The sequence below is a fragment of the Curvibacter sp. Hmag1.1 genome (assembly GCF_059769165.1).
The window spans coordinates 3,926,838-3,951,279 of sequence record NZ_JBMBGX010000002.1 but is presented as its reverse complement, the minus strand read 5'-3'; the positions used below and the strand labels follow the sequence as shown (position 1 = coordinate 3,951,279).

At 59.7% G+C, this 24,442-nt stretch carries 23 protein-coding genes; 7 read left to right on the top strand and 16 right to left on the bottom strand.

Translation table 11 applies throughout. The features are described 5' to 3' along the window. Window positions 1–29: 29 nt before the first annotated feature. The 9 genes from ACOAP0_RS19060 to ACOAP0_RS19020 all read right to left on the bottom strand — a co-directional run bounded on the left by ACOAP0_RS19060 (window position 30) and on the right by ACOAP0_RS19020 (window position 8,715). Entirely contained in the window at window positions 30–377 is a 348-nt protein-coding gene (locus tag ACOAP0_RS19060) for an L-rhamnose mutarotase (protein ID WP_498377712.1), read from the bottom strand. After that, window positions 374–1,150 carry an L-fucose dehydrogenase gene (locus ACOAP0_RS19055; RefSeq protein ID WP_498377711.1) on the bottom strand — a complete coding sequence of 259 codons (777 nt, stop codon included), beginning with the start codon at window positions 1,148–1,150 and terminating at the stop codon, window positions 374–376. The genes ACOAP0_RS19060 and ACOAP0_RS19055 overlap by 4 nt, the downstream gene beginning before the upstream one ends. Before the next feature lie 25 nt (window positions 1,151–1,175). After that, window positions 1,176–2,060, bottom strand: a complete 885-nt coding sequence (locus ACOAP0_RS19050) for an L-fucono-1,5-lactonase (protein WP_498377710.1) — start codon at window positions 2,058–2,060, stop codon at window positions 1,176–1,178. Continuing rightward, window positions 2,057–3,349, bottom strand: coding sequence for an L-fuconate dehydratase (locus ACOAP0_RS19045; protein ID WP_498377709.1), 1,293 nt, complete (start codon window positions 3,347–3,349; stop codon window positions 2,057–2,059). Before ACOAP0_RS19045 ends, ACOAP0_RS19050 begins: the two co-directional genes overlap by 4 nt. Window position 3,350: 1 nt before the next feature. Next, window positions 3,351–4,205 (bottom strand): fumarylacetoacetate hydrolase family protein, encoded by an 855-nt coding sequence (locus tag ACOAP0_RS19040; protein ID WP_498377708.1) that lies wholly within the window; start codon window positions 4,203–4,205, stop codon window positions 3,351–3,353. A gap of 127 nt (window positions 4,206–4,332) precedes the next feature. Beyond that, entirely contained in the window at window positions 4,333–5,277 is a 945-nt protein-coding gene (locus ACOAP0_RS19035; RefSeq protein WP_498377707.1) for an ABC transporter substrate-binding protein, read from the bottom strand. A gap of 90 nt (window positions 5,278–5,367) precedes the next feature. Further along, window positions 5,368–6,366, bottom strand: coding sequence for an ABC transporter permease (locus ACOAP0_RS19030; protein WP_498377706.1), 999 nt, complete (start codon window positions 6,364–6,366; stop codon window positions 5,368–5,370). A gap of 47 nt (window positions 6,367–6,413) precedes the next feature. Then, window positions 6,414–7,925 (bottom strand): sugar ABC transporter ATP-binding protein, encoded by a 1,512-nt coding sequence (locus tag ACOAP0_RS19025; protein WP_498377705.1) that lies wholly within the window; start codon window positions 7,923–7,925, stop codon window positions 6,414–6,416. A gap of 28 nt (window positions 7,926–7,953) precedes the next feature. Beyond that, window positions 7,954–8,715 carry an SDR family oxidoreductase gene (locus tag ACOAP0_RS19020; protein ID WP_498377704.1) on the bottom strand — a complete coding sequence of 254 codons (762 nt, stop codon included), beginning with the start codon at window positions 8,713–8,715 and terminating at the stop codon, window positions 7,954–7,956. Window positions 8,716–8,920: 205 nt separating this feature from the next. Here ACOAP0_RS19020 and ACOAP0_RS19015 point away from each other — a divergent pair, with 205 nt between their 5' ends. Further along, on the top strand, window positions 8,921–9,769 hold the full coding sequence (locus ACOAP0_RS19015; protein ID WP_087493752.1) for an IclR family transcriptional regulator: 849 nt from the start codon (window positions 8,921–8,923) through the stop codon (window positions 9,767–9,769). 38 nt (window positions 9,770–9,807) lie between these two features. Continuing rightward, window positions 9,808–10,764 (top strand): chemotaxis protein, encoded by a 957-nt coding sequence (locus tag ACOAP0_RS19010; protein ID WP_087493751.1) that lies wholly within the window; start codon window positions 9,808–9,810, stop codon window positions 10,762–10,764. Between the two features lie 12 nt (window positions 10,765–10,776). On the opposite strand, the gene ACOAP0_RS19005 is transcribed toward ACOAP0_RS19010, so the two are convergent. Both ACOAP0_RS19005 and ACOAP0_RS19000 read right to left on the bottom strand, forming a co-directional pair. Then, complete coding sequence (locus ACOAP0_RS19005; protein ID WP_498377703.1) at window positions 10,777–11,358, bottom strand: MOSC domain-containing protein; 582 nt, start codon at window positions 11,356–11,358, stop codon at window positions 10,777–10,779. Between the two features lie 11 nt (window positions 11,359–11,369). Next, a complete protein-coding gene (locus tag ACOAP0_RS19000) occupies window positions 11,370–12,443 on the bottom strand; it encodes a 3'-5' exonuclease (RefSeq protein WP_498377702.1) in 1,074 nt (357 codons plus the stop codon). A gap of 97 nt (window positions 12,444–12,540) precedes the next feature. Here ACOAP0_RS19000 and ACOAP0_RS18995 point away from each other — a divergent pair, with 97 nt between their 5' ends. The 3 genes from ACOAP0_RS18995 (at window position 12,541) to ACOAP0_RS18985 (ending at window position 15,096) form a co-directional block, all read left to right on the top strand. Further along, on the top strand, window positions 12,541–12,999 hold the full coding sequence (locus ACOAP0_RS18995) for a flavodoxin domain-containing protein (RefSeq protein ID WP_157673003.1): 459 nt from the start codon (window positions 12,541–12,543) through the stop codon (window positions 12,997–12,999). 61 nt (window positions 13,000–13,060) lie between these two features. After that, window positions 13,061–13,978 (top strand): CoA transferase, encoded by a 918-nt coding sequence (locus ACOAP0_RS18990; RefSeq protein WP_498377701.1) that lies wholly within the window; start codon window positions 13,061–13,063, stop codon window positions 13,976–13,978. A 32-nt stretch (window positions 13,979–14,010) separates the two neighbouring features. Beyond that, window positions 14,011–15,096: an acyltransferase family protein gene (locus tag ACOAP0_RS18985; RefSeq protein WP_498377700.1), complete on the top strand. Its 1,086-nt coding sequence runs from the start codon at window positions 14,011–14,013 to the stop codon at window positions 15,094–15,096. Between the two features lie 9 nt (window positions 15,097–15,105). Here the strand turns inward: ACOAP0_RS18985 and ACOAP0_RS18980 are convergent, their stop codons facing one another. The 3 genes from ACOAP0_RS18980 to ACOAP0_RS18970 form a co-directional block, all read right to left on the bottom strand. Next, window positions 15,106–16,983, bottom strand: a complete 1,878-nt coding sequence (locus ACOAP0_RS18980) for a potassium transporter Kup (RefSeq protein WP_498377699.1) — start codon at window positions 16,981–16,983, stop codon at window positions 15,106–15,108. A gap of 76 nt (window positions 16,984–17,059) precedes the next feature. Continuing rightward, entirely contained in the window at window positions 17,060–17,746 is a 687-nt protein-coding gene (locus tag ACOAP0_RS18975) for a response regulator (protein WP_498377698.1), read from the bottom strand. Beyond that, on the bottom strand, window positions 17,743–19,257 hold the full coding sequence (locus tag ACOAP0_RS18970) for an ATP-binding protein (protein ID WP_498377697.1): 1,515 nt from the start codon (window positions 19,255–19,257) through the stop codon (window positions 17,743–17,745). The genes ACOAP0_RS18975 and ACOAP0_RS18970 overlap by 4 nt, the downstream gene beginning before the upstream one ends. An 85-nt stretch (window positions 19,258–19,342) precedes the next feature. On the opposite strand from ACOAP0_RS18970, the gene ACOAP0_RS18965 reads away from it, so the two are divergent. Both ACOAP0_RS18965 and ACOAP0_RS18960 read left to right on the top strand, forming a co-directional pair. Further along, the gene (locus tag ACOAP0_RS18965) at window positions 19,343–20,056 is read left to right on the top strand and encodes a YebC/PmpR family DNA-binding transcriptional regulator (protein ID WP_313866446.1); all 714 of its coding nucleotides are present in this window, start codon (window positions 19,343–19,345) and stop codon (window positions 20,054–20,056) included. Next, complete coding sequence (locus ACOAP0_RS18960; protein WP_498377696.1) at window positions 20,053–20,421, top strand: DUF1294 domain-containing protein; 369 nt, start codon at window positions 20,053–20,055, stop codon at window positions 20,419–20,421. The genes ACOAP0_RS18965 and ACOAP0_RS18960 overlap by 4 nt, the downstream gene beginning before the upstream one ends. 64 nt (window positions 20,422–20,485) lie before the next feature. On the opposite strand, the gene ACOAP0_RS18955 is transcribed toward ACOAP0_RS18960, so the two are convergent. Together ACOAP0_RS18955 and glgA are read right to left on the bottom strand one after the other, a co-directional pair. Next, window positions 20,486–22,966, bottom strand: coding sequence for a glycogen/starch/alpha-glucan phosphorylase (locus ACOAP0_RS18955; protein ID WP_498377695.1), 2,481 nt, complete (start codon window positions 22,964–22,966; stop codon window positions 20,486–20,488). Continuing rightward, entirely contained in the window at window positions 22,963–24,432 is a 1,470-nt protein-coding gene (gene glgA / locus ACOAP0_RS18950) for a glycogen synthase GlgA (protein WP_498377694.1), read from the bottom strand. The genes ACOAP0_RS18955 and glgA overlap by 4 nt, the downstream gene beginning before the upstream one ends. Between the last annotated feature and the right edge of the window lie 10 nt (window positions 24,433–24,442).

The window sequence follows — 24,442 nt, the reverse complement described above, 5'->3', positions numbered from 1 at the left end:
CGCTCTGTGACTACCCAGTCGCGGAGTCGTTATCGAAGCTGAAAGATCCGGCGCATGGGTACCCACTTCTGGCCCGCGGGGGTCCAAGGGGTGGGCGCCTGGAATGTCCACATCAGCGTTTCCCACCGGACAATGGCTTCATCGTTCAGCGAGGCCTGAGCCATTCCAGCCTCTGAATACACATTGGGGTCGACTTCCATGATCATGAACATGCGTGTTCCGAGCCGGTAGATTTCCATAGCCAGAACGCCTTGCGCCAACAAGTGCTCGCGTACTTCGGGCCAAATGGATTCATGGGCTTTTTCGTACGCCGCAATCTTGGCTTCATCGTCCACCAAATCCAAAGCCAAGGCGTAGCGCTGGGTGTTCACGTTCATGACAATGCCCGATCCAGGTGGGTATAGCCGCCATCCACAAACACCCATTGCCCGGTCGTGTGTGAGGATGCATCCGACAACAGGAACACGCACATGCGCGCCATTTCCTCGGATGTGGTCATGCGTTGACCCAAAGGAATTTTTGCCGTGATGCCGGCAAGCTTCTCCCCAGGATTCTCAAAACTGTTGATCCAACGTTCGTAGAGGGGGGTCATCACCTCCGCGGGGATCAATGCATTGACGCGCACCCCATCGTTCAACAAAGCTGCCGCCCACTCTCGCGTCAAGGACAGTTGCCCACCTTTGGAAGCACAGTAACCGCTGGTATTTCCCTGCCCTGTCAAGGCTGTTTTGGATGACACATTCACGATGGCGCCCTTGCTTGCCTTCAGGTGCGGTACGCAGTAATGCGCCATCACGTAGTAGTGAATCAGATTCCGTTCGAGCGACGCAACGAATTCGTCACGGCCGGCTTCCAGCCCAACACTGTCGTTGATGCCCGCATTGTTGACCAAGCCATCCAGTCGTCCAAAGCGCTGCATGACCTGCTCCACGCTCCGGCCACAGGCCGCCTCGTCGGATAGCTCCAGCTGAACAAACATATAGCTGCTAGCACTCGCTTTCAGTTGTGCCTCGAACTCCAGAGAGAGTGCACTTTTGCCGAAGACGACCGGAATCGCGCCTTCTTGCGCCAGTGTCAGGGATATGGCTGCACCGATGCCACTGCCTCCACCGGTCACGATGAATACTTTGTCTTTCAGATGCAGGTCCATGTTCTTCCTTCAAATTCGAAGCGGTTCACGCTTCCGAATGCACATTCAATCCGTAGCAGCGAATCGCATTGCCCGACCAGAATGCTTCCTGCTCGGCCATAGTGAGCCGGGTTTTGGCCCACTTCTGCACCAAACCGTGCACGACGTCATAAGGTGCAGCGAGTTGACACACCGGCCAGTCAGAACCGAACATCAAACGATGGGGCCCGAAAGCCTCCAGCGCTTGATCAAAACAGTTCCACATGATCTTGCTGTCGGTCGGGCTGATGCCCTTACCGGACTTCCAATCAGTTTCCGTGACGAGCCCTGATAACTTGCAGACCACATGCGGCAGGGTAGCGAGACTGCGCATGCTGCTCAACCATCGTGAAGGGACTTCGGGGTTGGCTATCCAGTCCCTGATAGCCGGCTTTCCAAGGTGATCCAACACCAGCCAATGACCATCGTGTTTCGCACAAAAGGATGCAACACCGGGCATCTGATGATCGAAAACCAGCACGTCATAGACCAGGCCTGCATGTTGCACAGCCCGCAGACCCTTCGAATTTGCCGGATTGTTGAGCCAGGCATTGACGTCGGCCTCGTCCTGCAAGATGTGGCGGATGCCACGCATCGCGGGATGCGCGGTCCAGCGTTCCAAATGTGCCTCAAGATCCGGCGCCGCCAGATCTGCCCAACCCACCACACCCAAAACTTCAGGGTGGTTATCAGCGACCTTAAGCAAAAAGTCGGTCTCATCCACCAGGGTGCGTGCTTGGACGGCCACCACACCGTCGACACCTGCGACGCGCATTGCATCCTCGCAATCAACAGGCATGCAGTCCTTCTGCAAATCCGGCATGGCGTCGTTGATCCAAGGGAACTCCGCAGGCCGGTAACGCCAATAGTGCTGATGCGTGTCGATCTTCATGCTGCCGCCAGGCGGGGCTTGAAGGTGTAATGAAGGAGTGACTCCGCCTTCATCTCGATGGAGAAACCAGGCGCCTTGGGTGGCATGTAGGCCGCGTTCTCGATCACACAGGGTTCGAGGAAATGCTCATGCAAATGGTCCACAAACTCGATCACCCGCCCTTCCCGTGTACCGGCAATGCACAGGTAATCAATCATGGACAGGTGCTGCACATACTCACACAACCCGACTCCGCCGGCGTGCGGGCAGACGGGCAAGTTGTACTTGGCAGCCATCAACATGACCGCCAGAATTTCATTCACGCCACCCAATCGGCAGGAATCAATCTGCACCACATCGATGGCACCTCGCATGATCAGCTGCTTGAAGATGATGCGGTTCTGACACATCTCGCCGGTTGCCACTTTCACGGGGTGTACACCCTCACGAATGACGCGGTGACCCTCAATGTCGTCCGGGCTGGTGGGCTCCTCAATGAACCATGGCTTGGCAAAGGCCAGCTCACGTACCCATTCCACCGCCTGATTCACCTCCCACACCTGGTTGGCGTCAATCATTAGATGCCGCTCCGGCCCCAGCACCTCGCGAGCGATGCGCAAGCGACGGATATCGTCCGCCTTGTCGCGACCGACTTTGAGCTTGATATGGTTGAAGCCCGCATCGGTAGCCTCTTTGCACAAGCGGCGCAGCTTGTCGTCGTCGTAACCCAGCCAGCCTGCCGAGGTGGTGTAACAGGGATAGCCCTCACGTCGCAATGTATCCATGCGCTCTGCTTTCCCCACAGCACGCTCTCTCAACAAGGCCAGCGCCTCCTTTGGCGTAACGCAGTCAGTGATGTAGCGGAAGTCAATCAGCTTGACAAGTTCTTCAGGGCTCATGCGCGCCACCAGTTCCCACACCGGCACACCTTCGAGCTTGGCCCACAAGTCCCACACCGCATTCACGACTGCACCAGTCGCCAGGTGAATGGCCCCCTTGTCCGGGCCAATCCAGCGCAGCTGGCTGTCAGAGGTGATGTAGCGCCAGAAGCGCCCCATGTCGGCAGCTACCCAATCCATGTCCAGTCCAACCACCAGATGCCGCATGGCCTCGATCGCAGCACAGCAGATCTCATTGCCGCGCCCGATGGTGAACGTCAAGCCGTGACCCTCCACGCCCGGACGGTCGGTTTCAAGGATCACGTAGGCTGCGGAATAGTCCGGATCCGGGTTCATCGCATCCGAGCCATCCAAATGTTGGGACGTAGGAAAGCGCACGTCCACGACGCGCATGCCGGTGACTTGGGTCATATCAGGCCTGTTTGGTTATCTGTGTTTGGCTTCCCAGGCCCTCGATGCCTAGGTGAATGGTTTGACCTGCACGCAGGTAAACCGGAGGTTTCTGCCCCATGCCGACGCCGGGTGGGGTACCTGTAGAAATCACGTCGCCGGGTTGCAAGCTCATGAATCGACTGAGGTACGAGATGAGGAACTTCACGCCGTACACCATCGTGGACGTGCTTCCGTTTTGGTAACGCTTGCCATCCACGTCCAGCCACATGGACAAAGCCTGTGGATCGGGTACTTCATCTGCGGTAACCAGCCAGGGGCCCGTGGGACCGAAGGTATCGCAACCCTTGCCCTTGTCCCAGGTACCACTGCGGTCGAGCTGGTACTCGCGCTCAGACACATCGTTCACTACGCAATAGCCAGCAACATGGGACATTGCATCGGATTCGTCAATGTACCGGCCGCCTTTGCCGATGACCACGCCGAGCTCCACTTCCCAGTCGGTCTTCACGGATCCACGGGGAATCTCCACCGCATCATCCGGCCCGACGATGGCGCTCGTCCATTTGTTGAACACTACAGGCTCCGGTGGAACCTGCATGCCACTCTCCGCCGCGTGATCGGAATAGTTCAACCCGATGCAAATGAACTTGCCTACGTTACCCACACAGGCACCGAGGCGCAAATCTTTCTGGGGGATTCCATCTACCAAAGGCAGACTTTCAACGACTACGCCACGCAGACGGGCAAGGCTTTCAGGCAGCAAGGCAGCACCGCCGACATCGGTAATGTGTGCGGACAGATCGCGCACCCGGCCTTGGGCATCCAACACACCGGGCTTTTCTTGGCCTGGCAATCCGTAGCGTACTAATTTCACAGTTCTTCCTTTTCAGTCAACAAAATTCAGGGCACCCGCGGAAGTGGCTCTGCCAGACCGCCGGGTACGCCCCCTTCCCGCTGCTTGCGAGAGAGGGGGGAGCGGCAAAGCCGCTCAGGGGGTGATTTCAGTCGTAAAGAACGGCCGCGATCTTGGCGTCCTTCATGTTGGTTTTGTCGTAGTAGTAGAAACCGGTGTCGATGATCTTGGGCAACTTCTCACCCTTGAGCGCCTTCACAGCTGCTTCTACCGTCTTGTAGCCGATACCCACGGGGTTCTGGGTGATCGCGCCGGCAATGGTGCCGTCGTTGATCATGTCCTTCTGGGCTTTGCCGGAATCAAAACCAATAATGACTAAACCAGTTTTCTTGGCTTCTTTCAGGCCCTTGCCGGCACCGATCGCGGAGCCTTCATTGGTGCCAAAAATGCCCTTGAGCTTGGGATAGGCTTGGGTCAGCGTCTTGGCAATTTCAGCCGATTTCAAGTGGTCACCACCGCCATACTGGATATCCACCACCTTGATCCTGGGGTACTTGGCCTTGATCTGGTCCACAAAACCGTCGCGGCGACCGGTACCGGTGGTGCTGGTCTGGTCGTGCCCGATTACTGCCACTTCACCTTCGCCACCGATTTTTTCAGCCATCTTGTCAGCCGCCAAAGCCGCTGCAGCCTTGCTGTCAGTTTGCGCAGTCGTCACCACAATGTCGCTGTCCACACCGGAGTCAAAAGCAATGACCGGAATCTTGGCAGCCTGGGCCTTTTTCAGCAGGGGAATGGCGGCCTTGCTATCCAGTGCAGCAAAGCCGATAGCCTTGGGATTTTTGGCCAATGCAGCAGAGAGCATGTCGATCTGCTTGTCCACTTGCTGCTCGGTTTCTGGGCCCTCAAAAGTGACCTTGACTTTGTAGTCTTTGGCAGCTTGGTCAGCACCTTGCTTCACGGCTTGCCAGAACTGGTGCTGGAAGCCTTTGGAGATCAAGGGAATATAGATTTCCTGTGCGGTAGCGAAGCTGGAAAAGCCAGCCAGTGCGAGGCCGGCGGTCAGTGCCAGCAATTGACGTTTTGCATTCATGGTTTGTCTCCTGATGGATAGGTTTATTGCTTTCAACGGAATCACGAAAAACTCAAACAGGGTGGTGGCGTAATCGGCGGCCTGGTCTCCTTATTTCTTGTTGCGGCGCAGGTTGTCGGTGTAGACCGCGAGAATGATGATGAGACCTGTCAACACCATCTGCCACTCCTGGGCGACCGACATGATGCGCAGACCATTGATAAGAACACTCATGATGAAGGCGCCGATGATGGTGCCCAGAATCGTGCCCACCCCGCCGCTCAGCGACGTGCCGCCGATCACCACCGCGGCAATCGCGTCCAGCTCATAACCCTGGCCCAAAGCGGGCTGCGCAGAGTTCAGGCGCGAGGCAATCAACAAACCGGAAATGCCGCAGATGCCGCCTGCAAAGGTGTAGATGATGACCTTCCAGCGGTCCACATTCACCCCGGACAAGCGCACAGCCTCTTCGTTGCTGCCCAGTGCAAAGGTGTAGCGCCCCAAGGCAGTTTTGTTCAGAACAATGGCGCACACCACCGCCACGATGAACATGATCAACACACCGTTGGGAATGGGCAGTGAGGGAATCAGCTCGCCGATCAGTGAGCCCAGGGCGATCTGGTCAAAGCCTTCCACATCACTGAAATAGATCGGACGGGTATTCGTGATGATCAGTGAAACGCCTTTGAGCAACATCATCATGCCCAGGGTCGCAATAAAGGGAGGTACTTTCAGTTTGGTAATGGCAAGTCCCGACACGGCGCCGCAAACACACCCCATACCAATTGCCAGCGCAATGCCCAGCGGCATCGGCAAGCCCAGGTTCACCATAAATACCCCCGCCATCACAGCGCAGAAGGTCATCAGCACGCCGACTGACAGGTCGATCCCTGAGGTGATGATGATGAAGGTACTTGCGATCGCCAGAACTCCGATCACGGTGGTCGATTGCAAAATACCGATGATGTTGTCCTGCGTCATGAAGGCGTCGGGCTTGAGCACGGTGAATACCAGAATCAGTGCAATCAGGCTGGCGAAGGCCAGCAGTTTCTGCTTGGCCTGCCCTCCTCCCGCGCGAACCGGTTCTGTAGAGTCTTTTTTGGCATTCATATCGCTGTTCTGTCCCATTCGAAATAAGTCTGATCCATGGTTGACGCTCAAGCCGCCATGGTTTCCCTGCGCGTGGCGAGTTCCATCAGGTTTTCCTGAGTAGCTTCATCGCCGCGCACTTCACCGGTAATCCGACCCTCGCACATCACCAGGATGCGGTGGCTCAGTAGCAGCACCTCCGGCAACTCGCTGGAAATCACCACAATCGCCCGCCCTTGTGCGGCCAAATCATTCAGTAATTTGTAGATTTCACTTTTGGCCCCCACATCGATACCGCGTGTGGGCTCATCAAAAATCAGCACTTCACAGTCCTGCACCAGCCACTTCGCGATCACCACTTTCTGCTGGTTACCACCGGATAGCAACTTGGACATCTGGTGAATGGAGGGAGTCTTGATGCGCAGCTTGTCCACCATCGTGCGGGAAACATCAGCGATGGCACTCTTGTTCAAGAAAACGCCCCAACGCAACCACCGTGACAGACTGGGCAGAGTAATGTTGGCCGCTACGTCCATGCCGGTAGCCAAACCGAAATGCTTGCGGTCCTCCGACAAGTAACCAATCCCTGCTTTCACAGCATCTTGCGGAGAACGCAATGGCACCGGCTTGCCGGCGACACGCACTTCCCCCGAATCCACGGGGTCCGCACCGAATACGGCACGTGCCACTTCGGTACGACCCGCACCCATCAAACCGGCAAAGCCCAGAATCTCGCCACGGCGTACGCGAAAACTCACATCCCGGATGGCGCGACCGCGGTTGAGCCCCAGCACCTCCAACAGAACCTCATTGGCAGAGGTATCGGGTATGTACTTGTCTGATTGCTCCAGCTGGCGCCCCACCATCATCGCAATCACTTGCGACATGGGTGTGTGTGCAGGTACGGTGTCGATGTAACTTCCGTCCCGCATCACGGTGATGCGGTCTGCAATGCGTTGAATCTCGTCCATCTTGTGCGAGATGTAGACGATGCCAACACCTTCACTCTTGAGCTGCCGGATGATGCGAAACAGCTCTTCAATCTCTGCATTGTTCAAGGCTGCGGTCGGCTCATCCATGATGAGCACACGCGATTTGAAGGAGAGTGCTTTCGCAATTTCCACCAACTGCTGTTTGGCCACCGTGAGGTCTGCAATCCGGTTCGATGGCTCCATGCGCAGATTCAGGCGCGTAAACAATGCATGCGTATCCTCGTTGAGTTTGGCCTCGTCCAGCAACCAACCTCCCGCCTTGCGCGGCTCACGCCCGAGAAAGATGTTTTGTGCCGCTGTCAAATGCGGCATCAGATGCAGCTCCTGGTGAATGATGCCGATGGCCAGCGACTGCGCGTGGGCCGGACTGTGAATATCCACCGCTTTTCCATCCACCAGCACTTCGCCATCATCTTTCTGGTAAACGCCCGCCAGAATCTTCATCAGGGTCGATTTACCCGCACCGTTCTCGCCCATCAGGGCATGCACCTCACCGCCAAGCAAATCAAAGCGCACACGGTCTAGTGCCTTCACTCCAGGGAATGACTTGCTGAGTTGACGAACCTCGATCAGTGGACCCGTCGACATGGTGGAGTTGCTCATCATGTGCCCGGCGTCAGATCGTGACACCACCATCGACCAGCATCGTCTGCCCCGTCACGAAACGCGATTCGTCACTTGCAAGGTAGACCACCATGGGCGCGATATCTTCCACCAGCGCCAGACGCCCCATGGGTTGGCGGGCGATGAAATCTTTTTCCGCCTGCACAGGGTCTGCTGCAGAGGCGATGCGTCCCCGCAAAGAAGGTGTGTCTACCGTGCCGGGGCACAAGGCATTGGCGCGCAAGCCGGCCTTCACGTAGTCTGCCGCCAAAGATTTGGTCAAACCGATCACTGCGGCCTTGGTGGCTCCATAAGCACAACGATTGGCAAAGCCTTTGATGCTGGACGCCATGGATGCCATGTTGATGATGGACACACTGCCCTGCTCTGCAGCGGCCTTGCCCAGCATGCCCGGCAAGAATGCCCGGGTCATCCGGAACATGCTTTTCACATTCAAGTCAAAGCTCAAGTCCCAGTCCGCCTCAGTGCAGTCCAACACCGATCCGTTGGCCACCATTCCGGCGCAATTGAACAAGGCATCCAATGCAGGCATGCTTGCTGCCAGTGCAGAAACGGCTTCGTTACTCCGCACATCCAACACCGAAGTACGAATGGATGGATGCTCAGCAGCCAGCGTCTCCAGAAAAGCTGCATTGATATCGGTAGCGATGACATGGGCACCTTCCCGCGCACAGGCCAGCGCACTGGCACGACCTATGCCTTGTGCCGCCGCCGTGATCAACACCGTTTTACCTTCCAACCTGCCTGCACCCATGGATGACACCCCGTTTGCTTAAATTCAAATATGAATAAATAATTCACCGATGAAGAAACTGTAATTCGAAAGTAAAAACCTGCGCTCAGTACTTTCCCTAGATTTATGAAGACAGTTGACACGTGCACCCTGCATTGAAAATACAGCGGCGAGTTGACATGCAATTGGTGCGATAACGACAAGACCACGAAAACAGAGACAAGCGATGACCGACAAAGAATTAAAGCCCCGTGGCAGACGCCCCAAAACCGAAGAGATTGATGAGTCCGGCCTCCCCCCAGAGGACCGTTACCGGGCCCCTGCCCTGGACAAAGGCTTGGACATACTGGAGCTGCTGGCGAGTCAAGCCCACGGCCTGACCCGCGCGGAAATCGTGAAAGAGATGGACCGGAGCGCCAGCGAGATCTACCGCATGCTGGAGCGCCTGGTGGCGCGACAGTATGTGATGCGCAACCCGTCCGGTGACCGCTATGCCCTCAGCCTCAAACTGTTTGCATTGGCGAACATGCACCCCCCCCTCAGCCGCCTGATTAACCAGGCATTGCCGGTCATGGACGAGTTCACCCGCAAGGCCGAACAAAGCTGCCATATGGGTGTGTATGACCGCGGCAATGTGCTCATCAGCGCCCAAATCAGCAGCCCCAGCGGATGGAGCTTTTCGGTACAACGCGGTGCACGCGTGGGTTTGCTCGACACGGCGTCCGGCCATTTGCTGCTGGCGTATGCCAACCCCGACAGTTATCAGCGCATGCTGGCCGAGCACACCCCTCTGGATGGCGAGGTACCGATATCGCACGAAAAACTTGCTGCCACCCTGCAGTCCATCCGCGATCAAGGTTACCTGGAGCGGGACAGTGCGCAGACTTTCGGCGTGACGGATGTTTCGTTCCCCATCCTGGGACCGGACAACACAGCGCTGGCGACCTTGACCTGCCCCTACATCCGGCGGATAGACCGTCACGTGGGGCCCGATATCGCCCAAGTGCGCCAGTTCCTGAGAGAAGCTGCAAAAACCCTGTCTTTTAGCCAAAGCGCTGTCCACGGAAAGGGTTAAAGTGAAGGTGCCCATCCCCAGTTACCAAAGGCACGACCATGAGCACGCCACTCAACACCAAAACAGCGCCTAGCAGCAGCCACACCGCCGACAGCAAGTTCCAGCTGCTGCTTTTCCGACTCGGTGACTCTGCCGGCAGCGGGCGCAGCGAGCTCTTCGGCATCAATGTGTTCAAGGTGCGTGAAATTGTGGTCGCCCCCGAAATCACCAGCATCGTCAATGCTCCGGCCCATGCCATGGGCTTGGCCAATGTGCGGGGGCAATTGATTCCAGTCATTGACCTGCCCGCCTTGTCCGGTTGCGTGCCCAAAACCAACTCCAAGATCGTGCTGGTTACAGAGTTCGCACGCACAACCCAAGCCTTCCTGGTGGATGAAGTGGTAGAGATCATCCAGCTAGACTGGAAACACCTTCTGGCCGCAGACAACAACAGCTCAGGTCTGCTCTCCGGCGTGGCCCGGATTGATGGCGATGTCGCTGATTCGCGTCTCGCACAGGTGCTCGATGTAGAGCAGATCATCCGCAACGTATTCCCCAATTCACAAACGGACTCTGCCAACAGCAACATCCAGAAAATCAAGCTGCCCGAGGGCACCAGCATCCTGTTTGCGGACGACTCTGCCATTGCCCGTATGCTGGTCGAAGAAAGCCTCAAGACCATGGGTGTGGCTTATTCAGCGGTGAAGAATGGCAAAGAAGCCTGGGAGCGCTTGGGTCAAATCCACAGCGATGCCGTCAACCATGGCAAGCGCGCCAAAGACAAGGTGGCCCTGGTGCTGACCGACCTGGAAATGCCGGAGATGGATGGCTTCACCCTCACCCGCAGCATCAAGAATGACAGCCGCTTTGCGGGCATTCCGGTCATCGTGTATTCGTCGCTCACCGGGAGCGCCAGTGAAGGCCACGCCAGTGGTGTGGGGGCTGACGCTTATGTTGCCAAGTTCGAACCCAACGAACTGGCCAACGCGATCAGCACCACCCTGACCCGGGGTTGAGCATCCTGCGCACTAGCGCAGGTGCTTGAACAACTTGGCCTTGAACAGCTCGGGGATGCCCATCTGCCGGGGCCCGGGCTGCAAGGTAAAAGACTCGCCCGCTTCCAAAGTGCCGGGCACATCCACCGCAAGATAGAAGCCGCAGCGCCCGCTCAGGGCCATGGCTTTCACCGCCGAGCTGAAGCCCATTGCCGCATTGAACTTGAAGCACGGCTCCCGCGGCTGCACCACCCGCAAGGCACAGTGTTGAAACCGCAGCACATCGCCCACCCACACATCCTGCTCCAGCAGACCGGACAACGTGAGGTTCTCCCCCATGGCACCGAAGGGCAGTTGATCATCGATGTCGGCCACGCCCGCCTCCCGACGCGCCTGGCGCCAGAACTCGTAGTGTTCTGAGGGATAGGCGTAGACCGCCTTGTCCAAGCCCCCGTGAACCGACGGGTCGGCCTGCTCGTCGCCCAACAGCCCCAGAGGCATCACCGGCACCGGGCCGGTCACCGCGGTTTTGCGGATCGCCGTCAGAATGCTGCGCCCCTGGATCTGCACCTTGCGGGCAGTGCCGGTTTGCACACTGAGCAGTTGGCAGTTCATGCGCTGACGCCTTACAGCTGTTGATGGGTCGTCTGACCGCTGCGGCTGGAGTACTTCGTCAATGCATCCATCTTCTCGACCTGCACCGCAGCGTGCCGGCCGTGATAGACCTGCTGACGCAGCCAATCAAACTCTGCATGTAACGCAGCGTCGTCACTCAAACGGGCGGCCCACACACGCTGATCCGCATTCCAACGGTAGCCCCGTGCTTTGAGCAGGTCCTTGGCTTCAAACGGTGCGTTCGTCGCGCTTAAGCGATAGCTCGGGTTGCGCGCGGACTGCAGCAAATGGGCCAAGCCTGTACGGTTTGCGCCCGGGGACGTTGACTGGGTTTGCGGCAAAGGGGCGGCCAATACAGCCAGCAGTGCGTGGCAATCCATCTCAGCGCGGTGTGCGTCGTAAAACAAGCCCAGCTCTTGCGCCAGGCTCTCCAGTTTGGCGGAGCTGCGGCCCAGGGACTTCCAATCGAGGTCAGCAAACGAACAGGCCCAGGGCAGCGCCGCAAAGGCCGGCAGGCGGCTCTCCACAAACGGACGGTCAAACCCTGCGTTGTGGGCGATGACCACGTCCACCCCTTGCATGAGCTCAGCTACGCGCGCCTCATCCAGTGCTTGGCCCTGCACATCTGCGTCCTGAATCCCGGTGATGGCCACCACCTCGGGGGGAATGGCTTTGCCCGGGTCCTCCAAGCCGTCATACACCTGCACTGGGCCTACGGGCAAGCCCGTGGCGGTGTCGATATCCACCCTCAATAGTGCGAGTTCGATGATTTTTTCTTTGGCCTGATCCAAGCCTGTGGTTTCCGTGTCCAGCACCAGAATGGTTTTCACCTCGCCCGGCGCTGCACCGGGCCAATTCAGGCAGGGCTTCAACCTGCGCTGCAGCTTGTAGTCCGGGTGCGCCTCGAGCGTTCGGGCCATGGCTTCCACATCCATGGGCGTCGTCACAGTGGCTGCAGGTGTCACGGGTTTGGCGACTTTGGCTGCCTTGGAATTGCGAGTGGCACGCTTGGGCGGCTCCAGATCGAGCGTGGGCAATTCAGCCAAAAAAGAGAAGCCGAGTTGGGGATGGGGGGCTTGGGTCACGGGGCACCTGCAAATGACGGGAATCCCGTTGCCGGGAGAGGCCGCCATTATTGCCCCTATCATCCCTGCCAACTGCCCTTCACCCCCAACTACTGCCATGCAAATCACGATTCTTGTCGGCACCGTCAATGGCAATGCCAGCAGCGTCGCCCAAGCCCTGCAATTCTGTGCGGACGACATAGACGCCACCATCGACATCCTGCCCATGGACGGGCTCACCATCAGTGCGTTCGATGCCCCTGGCGTCTTTATCGTTTGCACGTCCACCACCGGGGTGGGCGATGTGCCTCCCAACGCCGCCGGACTGCTCAACAGCCTGGACACTGAGGCCAAGTTCCTGGGCCATGTCCGCTACGGTCTGGTCGCCTTGGGTGACAGCAGCTATGGCGACAGCTTTCTTGGCGGCGGCAAACAGTTTGACGCCAAGCTGCAAGACTTGGGTGCCCGCCGAGTGGGCGACATCTGCGAGATTGACGCGATGGAGACGATGCAGCCCGAGGAAGACGCAGTGGAGTGGCTCAAGACCTGGGCCGTCCAGTTGGCGACACTTACATAACAAATAAGCCACCAGCGCAGGCAGAATATGCGCGAGCAGCTTCTTTTTTGATAGCAAAACCATGCCCGAACCTATTGCCGCCACACCCGCCAAAATCATCCGCCCGCTCAAGGGCACCCGCATACTGAGCCTGGCACTCAACCTGCCGGGGCCTGCTGCGCTGATGCGCTGCCGCGATATGGGAGCGACCTGCGTCAAGCTGGAGCCCCCCGCCCCCGCAGGCGCACCGGCAGGATCCTCCGGCGACCCCATGGGCCTGTACAACCGCAAAGCCTATGACCAGATGCACCGCGGCATGCGGGTGCTGGCCGCCGACCTCAAAACCGACAAAGGCCAGCAGGCACTGCACAAAGAACTGGCCAAGGCCGACGTTCTGCTCACCTCCTTCCGGCCCAGTGCGCTCAAAAAACTCGGGCTGGAATGGAAAGCCCTGCGTAAGCGGTACCCCCGGCTCTCCATGGTCGCCATCGTGGGAGCTCCGGGCGAACGTGCTGAAGAACCCGGCCACGACCTGACCTACCTGGCTGAAAACGGCCTGGTAACCGGCCTCGACTTACCCCCCACCCTATACGCCGACATGGGCGGCTCGCTCATGACCAGCGAAGCCGTGCTGCAAACCCGGTTGCACCAGCACCAAAAAGGTAAGGGAGTGTATCTGGAAGTCGCCCTCTCCGAGGCGGCCGCTTACCTCGCCCTGCCCCGCAGCTGGGGCCTGACATTGCCGGGTTCTGCAGTGGGCGGAAGCCATGCAGGCTACCGCGTCTACCCTTGCAAGGACGGGCGCGTGGCACTTGCAGCGCTGGAGCCGCATTTTTCCAAGGCGCTGGCTGAGGCCGCGGGTCTGCGACAATCGCACCCCTTGACCATGTTCTCCCCGGAGACCCATGCCGCCGTTGCCGCTTTTGTGGCCGGCAAAACCTGCAAGCAGCTTGATGCGCTTGCCACATCCAAAGACATACCCTTGTTCACGCTGGCTTGAAGAGGCCGGCGGGGCCCTTTTTGCTTGCATTGATGACCGCCGTTCGCCTGCCCGCCCGCCACCAGTTCCGCCTGATCGATATCCTCAAAGTCGTTGCAGCCCAGTGCATCGTGCTGCATCACTTTTCCGCCTACGGGCCTTTGTCTGAAGCCGCGTCGGACTCCCTGCCCGATATCATGACCTGGCTGTATGAAAATGCCCGTATGGCCGTACAAGTCTTTCTGGTGGTCGCCGGTTACCTTGCCGCACGCAGCTTCGCCCTGACCAAACGACCCGCCACCGCCATGCTGATGGGCCTGTGGCAGCGTTACGTGCGGCTGGCGTTCCCCTTTGTGGCTGCATTGCTGCTCACCGTGCTGTGCTCGGCGCTGGCACGTCCATTTCTGGACACGGCAGTGGTACCCGCCGCGCCCACTTTCACCCAGTTTTTGGCCCACGCCAGCTTGCTGCACAGCGTGCTGGATGTGGAGTCGCTCTCGGCGGGCGTGTGGTACGTGGCCATTGACTTCCAGCTGTACGCGGCTCTGGCATTGCTGCTCTGGGTGAGCCGGGGAAAACGCTGGCTCAGCATGGGCCTGGTGGCGCTGCTGTGTATCGCTTCGGTAACCTGGTTCAACACCGATGCCAGCTGGGATGCGTGGGCCTTGTACTTCTTCGGTGCTTATGGCCTGGGTGCCTTGGCCTGGTGGGCCGGGCTGCGGGCTCGCCACGGGCTCTATGCCATCGTGCTCTATGCCACGGCCTTGAGCGCGGGCTTGGCCTCGCTCACCGTGAACTTCCGCGAGCGCATGGCCCTGGCCATCAGCGTGTCAGCCGTGCTGGCCAGCTTCGGCAGTTGGCAGCTGCGGCTGCCCCGGTGGCTGGACTACATAGTGGGTCAACTCAGCCGCACTTCGTATGCACTCTTTCTGGTGCACTACTCGGTGCTGCTGTTGGCCAATGCCGCTTGGGCCGAGTTGGGCTGGGAAGACGGCGATGCCGCCCTGTTCTTCATCGCCGGCAGCTGGTTTGTGGCGCTGGGCGTGAGCTACCTGTTTCACACCCAGGTGGAGCAGCGTATCGAGCAGTGGCGTAGCGCGCCCAAGCCCGTGCTGCAAGGCCCCACGGCCCGCCCCTAGCCCCCGCCCTTAAATCTGCACCCGGGTTCCGAGCTCCACCACACAGTTGTCGGGCAGGCGGAAGAAGTCCGCTGCATTGCCGGCATTGCGTGACATGAGGGCAAACATGCGCTCGCGCCACAATGCCATGCCGTGCCCCTTGGTAGGCACCACAATTTCCCGGCTCAAGAAGTACGAAGTTTCAAACAGGTTGATGGCAATGCCATGCGTCTTGCACAGCTCAAGCGCCTGCGGGATGTCCGGGTTGTTTTTGAAACCGTAGTGCACCTCGACCCGCCAGAAGCCACTGACCAGCGGCTGCACCTTGACGCGCTCTTCAAATGGAATCCAGGGCACGTCATGGAAGACTACCGTCAGGATGATGTTGCGCTCATGCAGCACCTGGTTGTGCTTGAGGTTATGCATCAAGGCTTGGGGTACCGTGTCCGGGTTGGCTACGGCGTACACGGCGGTGCGGGGCACCAGATGCATGCTGTCCTGGCTCAGCGACTGCACAAAAGGCAAGAGTTCAGGATCGTCCTGGCGCAAGGAACTCAACAAGAGTTCGCGTCCGCGACGCCATGTGGCCATCACCATGAAGATAGCCGCGCCCATGACCAAGGGGAACCAACCACCCTGAAAGAACTTGAGCGAACAAGCCACCACCAGCATGCCGTCCACGATGATGAAAAAGGCAGTCGACGCGATCGCCAGCGGCAAGGGTAGACGCCAGCCCTGGCGCACCACAAAGAAGGTCAGCACCGTCGTAATCAACATGGTGACAGTGACTGCGATGCCATAGGCAGCGGCCATGGCCGACGAGCTGCCGAACCCGAACACTGACAGCAATACGGCCACCAGCAGCAACCAGTTCACCCCGGGCATGTAGATTTGGCCAGCCTCTTTGGCAGAAGTGTTGATGACCTGCATGCGTGGCAAAAGCCCCAGCTGCATGGCCTGGCGGGTCATGGAATAGCAACCGGAAATGACGGCTTGCGAAGCAATCACCGTTGCGAGCGTCGCCAGAACCACGGCAGGAATCAGCCAGGCTTCAGGAAACATGCGGAAAAACGGACTTTCCAGGGCCGAAGGGTCACGCATCAGCAAAGCGCCCTGACCCATGTAATGGATGGCCAGCGCCGGCAGCACTAAGCCGGTCCACGCCCATTGGATAGGACGCTTGCCGAAATGCCCCATATCGGCGTACAGCGCCTCGGCGCCGGTGAAGGCAAGAACAATGGCGCCCAAAGCCACAAAGAGGTGCCAACCCTGTGACGCGAGAAACGAGAATGCGTTTAGAGGATTCAGCGCCGCAAGTATGGCTGGCTCCTGCGCAATCTGGGCCACCCCCGTCGCTGCCAACACGCCGAACCACACCACGATCACCGGTCCGAAAAATTTGCCTACTGCCGAGGTGCCGAATCGCTGGAATGCGAACAGCGCGATCAACACACCGGTGCAGATAGGCAGCACATAAGGCTTGAACGCAGGGGTAATCACCTCCAAGCCCTCCACCGCACTCAACACCGACACGGCGGGCGTCAGCACACTGTCACCATAGAAAAGGGCTGCCCCCATGACTCCGATGAGCAGCAGCGTGATGCGCCGGCGCGGCGTGGTACCGGCCGCTTTGGCCGCCAGGGCGGTGAGCGCCATGATGCCGCCCTCCCCGTTGTTGTCCGCACGCAGTATGAGTAGCACGTACTTGAGAGTGACCACCAGCATGAGGCCCCAGAACACCACCGACACCGCGCCTATGAGGTGCTGTGCATCCAGCGGGATGCCCGTGGCGGGTCCGAAGATTTCCTTGACGGTGTAGAGCGGGCTGGTGCCTATGTCGCCGTACACCACACCCAGTGCGCCCAGTGTCAGCGCGGCAGTGCCGCCATGATGTTCTGCATTCCGCATACATTTTTTGAGAGTTGTGAGGACACTCACTGTGCGCCTGAACGCATCAGGATCGCATAAGGAATAGGTGCGAGGGCTACACCGTGGCCAGCCGGTAGCCCACGCCCACTTCCGTCAGCAGGTGGCGGGGCTCCGCGGGGGTGCGCTCCAGCTTGGCGCGCAACTGACCCATATACAGCCGCAGGTAGTGGGTGTGGTCCACAAATTCAGCGCCCCACACGTCCAGCAGCAGTTGCCGGTGGGTCACCACTTTGCCCGCACTGCGCACCAGACGGGCCAGAAGATTGAATTCGGTGGGAGTGAGGTGCAGTTCCGCACCGGCCAAGTGCACCGAACGGGCTTCAAGGTCGATCTCCAGCCCATCCAAAGTGTGGCGCGTGACCGCCGCAGCCACGGTGGTGCCCCGATGTCGCAGCGCCACGCGGATACGGGCTAACAGCTCTGCCACGCTGAAGGGTTTAACCAGATAGTCGTCTGCCCCGGCATCCAGCAGCTGCACTTTTTGCGCCTCCTGGTGCCGGGCTGATACCACTAACACCGGGAAGTTGTGCGTCAGCCGGACGCGCTGCAACAGCGCCGCGCCATCGCCATCCGGCAGGCCCAAGTCCAGCAACATCAGGTCAGGCGTGGCGTGTTCCACCATGGAGCCGGCTTCGCTCAGCGACACCGCCGTGCGCACCGTGAAACCCTCCAGGCTCAGGGCCTGGCGCATCATCTCGCGGATGCTGCGATCGTCTTCCACCACCAGCACTTGCAAGCTCATGCGGCATCTCCCGTGGGTGCCATGGGTGGCTCAATAGCCAAGGGTAAGCACACCCGGAAGCTGTTGCCGCCTGCTTGGCGGGCCCGCAGGCTTATGCGGCCGCCGTGGGCTAGCACGATAGCGCGGCACAGCGCCAAACCCAAACCCGCGCCCTGTTTTCCTGACCGATCGCCGCGGGAATAAGGTTCAAAGATTTGCGTCTGCAATTCTTTGGGAATTACAGGGCCACGGTCCTGCACCAGGATCTTCATGTGGCCGTTACACACGCGCACTTTGAGGTCCACCGCGTCTTCGCTGTATTTCAAGGCGTTATCCAACAGGTTGTCCAGAAGCTGCGCTATCAACACGGCATTCACCCGCACCAGCGGGAGACCCGCAGCCAAATGCAAGCGCAAGCGTGTTCCTCCACCCGCCTGCCGCTGACGTGCCACACAAGCACCGGCAATCTCTTCCAACGATTCCCAATCCAGCGCCAGACTCTGGTCGCTGTTGGCCAGTTGCACGAGCTGCAAGGTGTTTTCGGTGAGGCGCGACAAATGGGTGGCCGAGAGCACGATACCGTCCAGCAAGGTGGCTTGCTCATCCGTCGTCATCTTGTCGCGCTGGGTGAGCAGTGAACTGGCATTGCCTACCATGGCTGCGAGCGGTGTACGCAAGTCGTGCGATACGGCCGCCAGGAAGGTGTTTTGCAGCTGCTGACGGGTGCTTCGCTCGTCGGCCATGGCCATCTCACGACCCAAGCGCAAACGCTCCAAGGCTTGGGCGATCAAAGCACAGAGGGCTTGGGCATGTTCCCGTCCTGCATCATCCGACGCCTCGATGTTTTGCACACAAACCGCTCCATGCATCTGCTGCCCGCTTCCCAAGGGCAGATACCAGGCATTCAAGCCGGGCCAACGACCGGTGCCGGGTCCCAACACTGCCGCTTCGCGCATGGATGCGCGAAGACCGTCTTGCATCGAGGGCGTGATCTCTGTAGCGGCATCGACTCCCGACAGTTGCCCGTCAGATTGCAGAGCCAGCACGGTAGGTCCGTCAAAGGCCTGCGCCACATGCCGTGCGCCTGCGCGGGCTGCGGCAGCGGCGTCAGTGCAAAGCGAAAGCTGCGAGGCCAGGGTTTGCAACTGCTCGGCACGCCTGGCATGCAAACGGGCTAGTGTCGTGTTGCGGCGCAGGCGCTGGCTGAGCTGGCTGATGACCAGTGCCACCACCATCATGACGACCAGCGCCACCAAGTGTTCCTGGCTGTCCACAGCAAATGTCCATCGCGGTGGCACGAAAAAGAAATTCAAGCCCACCACCGCCAGCACCGCGCAGGCCATGGAGGCAGCGGCTGGCAATACGTAGGCGCCGACCACCACGGCCAGAACATACAACATGGACTGCGTCATGACCGTGATGTGCGTGTCCAGCAACAGCCCCACGCCCGTGGGCGCAGCCAGCAGCGCAAGGAGCCACGCTGCGTGTCGGCCGGTGCGGTTGTCGGGAGTAATCGTGGGGCTGTTTGTCATGGTGAGGCAGCGTATCACCGCGGGTATCAGGATGGCATAAGTGCCCAAGTAAAATCGCGCCTTACAACTCAAGGAAAGACTCGCTATGGGCGCGCAATGGAAAGCAAAGGGCAAAGCCCTGGTGGCCGATGCCAAGGGCCGGCTGTTTACCAAGCTGGTGAAAGAAATTACAGTGGCCGCCCGTGGCGGCGCGGACCCCGCTGCCAACGCCAAGCTGCGCTTGGTGGTCGAGCAGGCCCGCAAGGTCTCCATGCCCAAAGAAACGCTGGAGCGTGCCATCAAAAAAGGTGCCGGACTGACAGGCGAAGTCATCAATTACGAGCACGTTATCTACGAAGGCTTTGCGCCTCACCAAGTGGCAGTGATGGTGGAGTGCCTGACCGACAACGTGAAGCGCACTGCCCCTGAAATGCGCGTGCTGTTCCGCAAAGGCCAGCTGGGCACCAGCGGCTCGGTGGCGTGGGATTTCAACCACCTGGGCATGATCGAAGCGGCCCCCACCGCCGCCGACTCCGACGCTGAAGTGGCCGCGATTGAAGCCGGTGCGCAAGACTTTGAAGCCGGTGATGAAGAAGGCAACACCGTGTTCTACACCGACCCCGCCGACCTGGACCTGGTCGCCCGCGCCCTGCCCAACTTCGGCTTCAACGTGCTGTCGATGAAGCTAGGCTACAAGGCCAAAAACCCTGTCGACCCCACCAGCCTGAGCGCCGAAGCGCTGGAAGAAGTGGAAGCCTTCCTGGCCGCCATCGACGAAAACGACGACGTGCAAAACGTGTACGTGGCGCTGGCGGGTTGAAGCAGTTTCTCGCCGCCACCCTGGCGGCACTCTGGGCGGCAGTGTTGGGTTGGGGCATCTACCAACACCGGCTGCCGCCCTTGGTTTTGGGGCTTGGAGTTGCGCTAAACCTAGCCACCTTTTTTGCTTACTGGCTGGACAAGCGCGCTGCCCGCGCCCGCCAATGGCGCATACAAGAAAAAACTCTGCACCTGTTCGGCTTGTCCGGTGGCTGGCCCGCTGCGAGACTGGCGCAGCAAGTGTTGCGACACAAAACCGTCAAGCCCGGTTTTCAGGCGATGTATTGGCTGACGGTGTGGTCGCACCTCGCTGCACTGGGCGCCTACGTTTTCTGGGACCGGATCAAACCGCTCCTGAATTCATAGCTGCCCGCGCATATTGCACGGGCGCCAGAGGCAGATTTGGCTCAAATCCGCCTCTGCACACCTATCAGGAAGCCAGTTCCAGCGGTTTGCTCTTCCAGATCTTGTCAGCGTATTCGCCGATCGTGCGGTCCGCAGAGAACGGCCCCATGGCGGCCACGTTACGCAGGGCCATGACAGACCAAGCCTCTTTGCTCTGGTAGGCCACGTCCACCTGCTCTTGTGCAACGATGTAGGCAGCATAGTCTGCCAACAGCAGGTAGTGGTCACCCCAGTTCACCAGCAGGTCGTAGATGCTCTGGAAGCGGCCGGGCTCGTCCGGGCTGAAGGCGCCATCGCGAATGGCTTCCAGCACCGCAGACAACTCGGCGTTGCCCTCGGCGATGGCGCGTGGCTGGTAGCCGGCGGCGCGGGTGGCGGCCACTTGTGGCGTGGTCAGGCCGAAGATGAAGATGTTGTCGGCACCCACGTTCTCCAGGATTTCAACGTTGGCGCCATCCAGCGTGCCAATGGTGAGCGCACCGTTCAGGGCGAACTTCATGTTGCCCGTGCCGGACGCCTCGGTGCCGGCGGTGGAGATTTGCTCCGACAAATCGGCCGCAGGGATGATGCGCTCGGCCAGGCTCACGCTGTAGTTGGGGATGAACACCACTTTGAGCAGATTGCCCACGCGAGGGTCGTTGTTGACGACCTTGGCCACGCTGTTGATCAGGTGAATGATTTGCTTGGCCATATGGTAGGCCGATGCCGCCTTGCCGGCAAACACCACGACACGGGGCACCGTCACCGAGCCGGGGTTGTTGATGATGCGCAGATAGCGGGTGATGACGTGCAGCACATTGAGTAGCTGGCGCTTGTATTCGTGAATGCGCTTGACCTGCACGTCGTAGAGCGCATCGGTCGGGATGGTCAGGCCCATGTTGGCCTGCACCCAGGAAGCCAGGCGCTGCTTGTTGGCCAGCTTGGCGCCCTGGAAGGCCTCGATCACCTTGGGACTGGTCAGCACCGCATTCAGGCCGCTCAGCTGGGTCAGGTCTCGGCGCCAACCGGTGCCGACCTGCTTGTCCAGCACGGCCGACAAAGCCGGGTTGGCCTGCGCCAGCCAGCGGCGCGGGGTAATGCCGTTGGTTTTGTTGTTGAAGCGCTCGGGCCAGAGGTTGGCAAAGTCGAAGAAGATGCTTTCCTTCATCAGCTCGGAGTGCAAGGCCGACACGCCGTTGACCGAGTGACTGGTCACCACCGCGAGGTAGGCCATGCGCACACGGCGCTCGCCGGCTTCATCCACCAAACTGACCTTGCGCAACAGCTCGGGGCTGCCGCCGCGCAGCGATATCTGGTGCAAGAACTGGGCGTTGATGTCGTAAATGATTTGCAGGTGGCGCGGCAGAATGCGGCCCATCATCTCGACCGGCCAGGTCTCCAGTGCCTCGTGCATGAGGGTGTGGTTGGTGTAGCTGAACACGCCCTGGCAAAGGCGCCAAGCGTCTGCCCAGGGCAGGTGGTGCTCATCGAGCAGCAGGCGCATCAGCTCGGGGATGGCCAGCACCGGGTGGGTATCGTTCAGGTGGATGCTGACCTTGTCGGGCAAGCTCTCAAAGTTGTCGTGGGTGCGCAAGTAGCGGCGCAGCAGGTCTTGCACGCTGGCGCTGCAGAAGAAGTATTCCTGGTGCAAGCGCAGCTCGCGGCCGGAGGGCGTGGAGTCGTCCGGGTAGAGCACGCGGGACACGTTCTCGGAGTGGTTCTTCGTCTCCACAGCGGCCATGTAGTTGCCGCGGTTGAAGGCGCCCAAATCAATCTCTTGGGTAGCCTTGGCGGACCACAGACGCAAGGTATTGGTGGCCTTGGTGGCATAGCCGGGAATGATGGTGTCGTAAGCCATGGCCTGCACGTCGTGGCTGTCCACCCATTGGTAGGCGTCGCCCACTTTCACCACATGGCCACCGAACTGCACGCGGTAGTTCACCTCGGGGCGCGGAAACTCCCAAGGGTTGCCGTGGGTGAGCCAGTAGTCCGGCACTTCCACCTGGCGGCCATCCACGATCGTTTGCTTGAACATGCCGTAGTCATAGCGGATGCCGTAGCCAAAGCCGGGAATATTCAACGTGGCCATGGAGTCCAGGAAGCATGCGGCCAAGCGGCCCAAGCCACCATTGCCCAAAGCAGCGTCGGGCTCCAGCTCGGTCACAGCGTCGATATCCACACCAAAATCCGCCAGGGCTTGCTTGACCCGCTCGCGCAGGCCCACGGCGAGCATGGCGTTGCTGAAGGTGCGGCCGATCAAGAACTCCATGCTGAGGTAGTACACGCGCTTGGCGTCCTGGGCGTACTGGGCGCGGGTGGTGGTCATCCAGCGCTCGACCAGCTGGTCGCGCACGGCGTAGGCTGCGGCGTGCAGCCAGTCTTCAGGGCGCGCGGCTTCAGGGTCTTTGCCCACCACAAACATGAGTTTGTTGGCTATGGAGCGTTTCAGGGATTCGAGGTCGCGCCCGGGCGCATCAAATTCAAAAGTCACAGGGGCACTCGCAGTAGGGGAAGAGGTGTTGGTCATTCTTGAATCAACCTTTGGTAAAGGTGGGTGTAGTGCCCGGCGGCGGTAGCCCAGTCGAAGGCAAGCTTCATGCCGGTTTGGCGTACGCGGTTCCATTCCGCCTTGCGGTGGTAAAGGGCAAAAGCGCGGCGCACCGCTTTGCGGTAGGCGGTTTCGTCAAACGCATCAAATACAAAGCCGGTGGCGGTGCGGTCTTCCAGGGTTTCGAGATCGCTGTCCACCACCGTGTCTGCCAAGCCGCCTACACGACGCACCAAAGGCAGGCTGCCGTATTTGAGGCCATACATCTGGGTCAGGCCACAGGGCTCAAAGCGCGAGGGCACCAGGGTCACGTCACTTCCGGCGAATACCCGGTGGGCAAAGGATTCGTCGTAGCCCAGTTTCACGGCCACGCGGCCTGCGTGGGTTTTGGCGCGCTCGGTAAAGGCCTGTTCCAGCCAGGTGTCGCCACTGCCCAGCACCAGCAATTGGCCACCACGGGACACAATTTCATCCAGCCCGGCCAGCACCAGCGGAAGGCCTTTTTGTTCAGTGAGGCGGCTCACCACAGCGAAGAGCGGCGCATCCGGCTCAATGGCAAGGCCCATGGCGCCTTGCAGCATGGCCTTGTTGATCGCTTTGCCTGCCATGTGGCGGGCGTCAAAATTTTGTTCCAGCAAGGCGTCGCTGGTCGGATTCCAGACTGTGTCATCCACTGCATTCAGGATGCCGCTCAAGGCATCACGCCTTGCCATCAGCAAGCCGTCCAGCCCGCAGCCCTGCTCCGGCGTCTGGATTTCGCGGGCATAGGTGGGGCTCACGGTAGTGATGTGGCTGGCATAAAACAAGCCGGCTTTCATGAAGGAGAGCTGGCCATGGAACTCCATGCCCTGCACGTGAAAAGCTTCGCCCGGCAGGCCCAGATCGCCAAAGTATTGAGGGCCAAATACGCCTTGGTAGGCCAGGTTGTGCACGGTAAATACCGAAGGTACCCGCGTGGCGCCGCGGTCGGCCCAGAGCTTGAGGTAGGCGCTGGCCAAACCTGCGTGCCAGTCGTGGCTGTGCACCAGTTGGGCGCGCCACAGGCTGTCCATGCCATGTGCGAGATGGGCCGCCGCTTGGCCTAGCGCCGCGAAACGGCGGTGGTTGTCGCCATAAGGCTGCTTGTTGGCATCTTCATACGGATTGCCCGGACGCTCATACAGGCCCGGCGCTATCAGCACATAAGCGCCCTGCTGCATGTCGCCGCGGGCGAGCGCCGGCAAGTCGCCATAGACAACTTCCAACATTTCGCCCCACGGCATCACAAAAGCGCCCACCGGGCTGGGGTTGCGCAAACCCGCCACGATGGCCGGAAAACCCGGCAGCAGCACCCGCACATCGCAGCCGGCTTCATGTAAAGCCGCCGGGAGCGCACCGGCAATGTCCGCCAACCCTCCGGTTTTGAGCAGAGGAAAAATTTCGGCACTGACTTGCAGGATGCGCATGGGCAGTCTT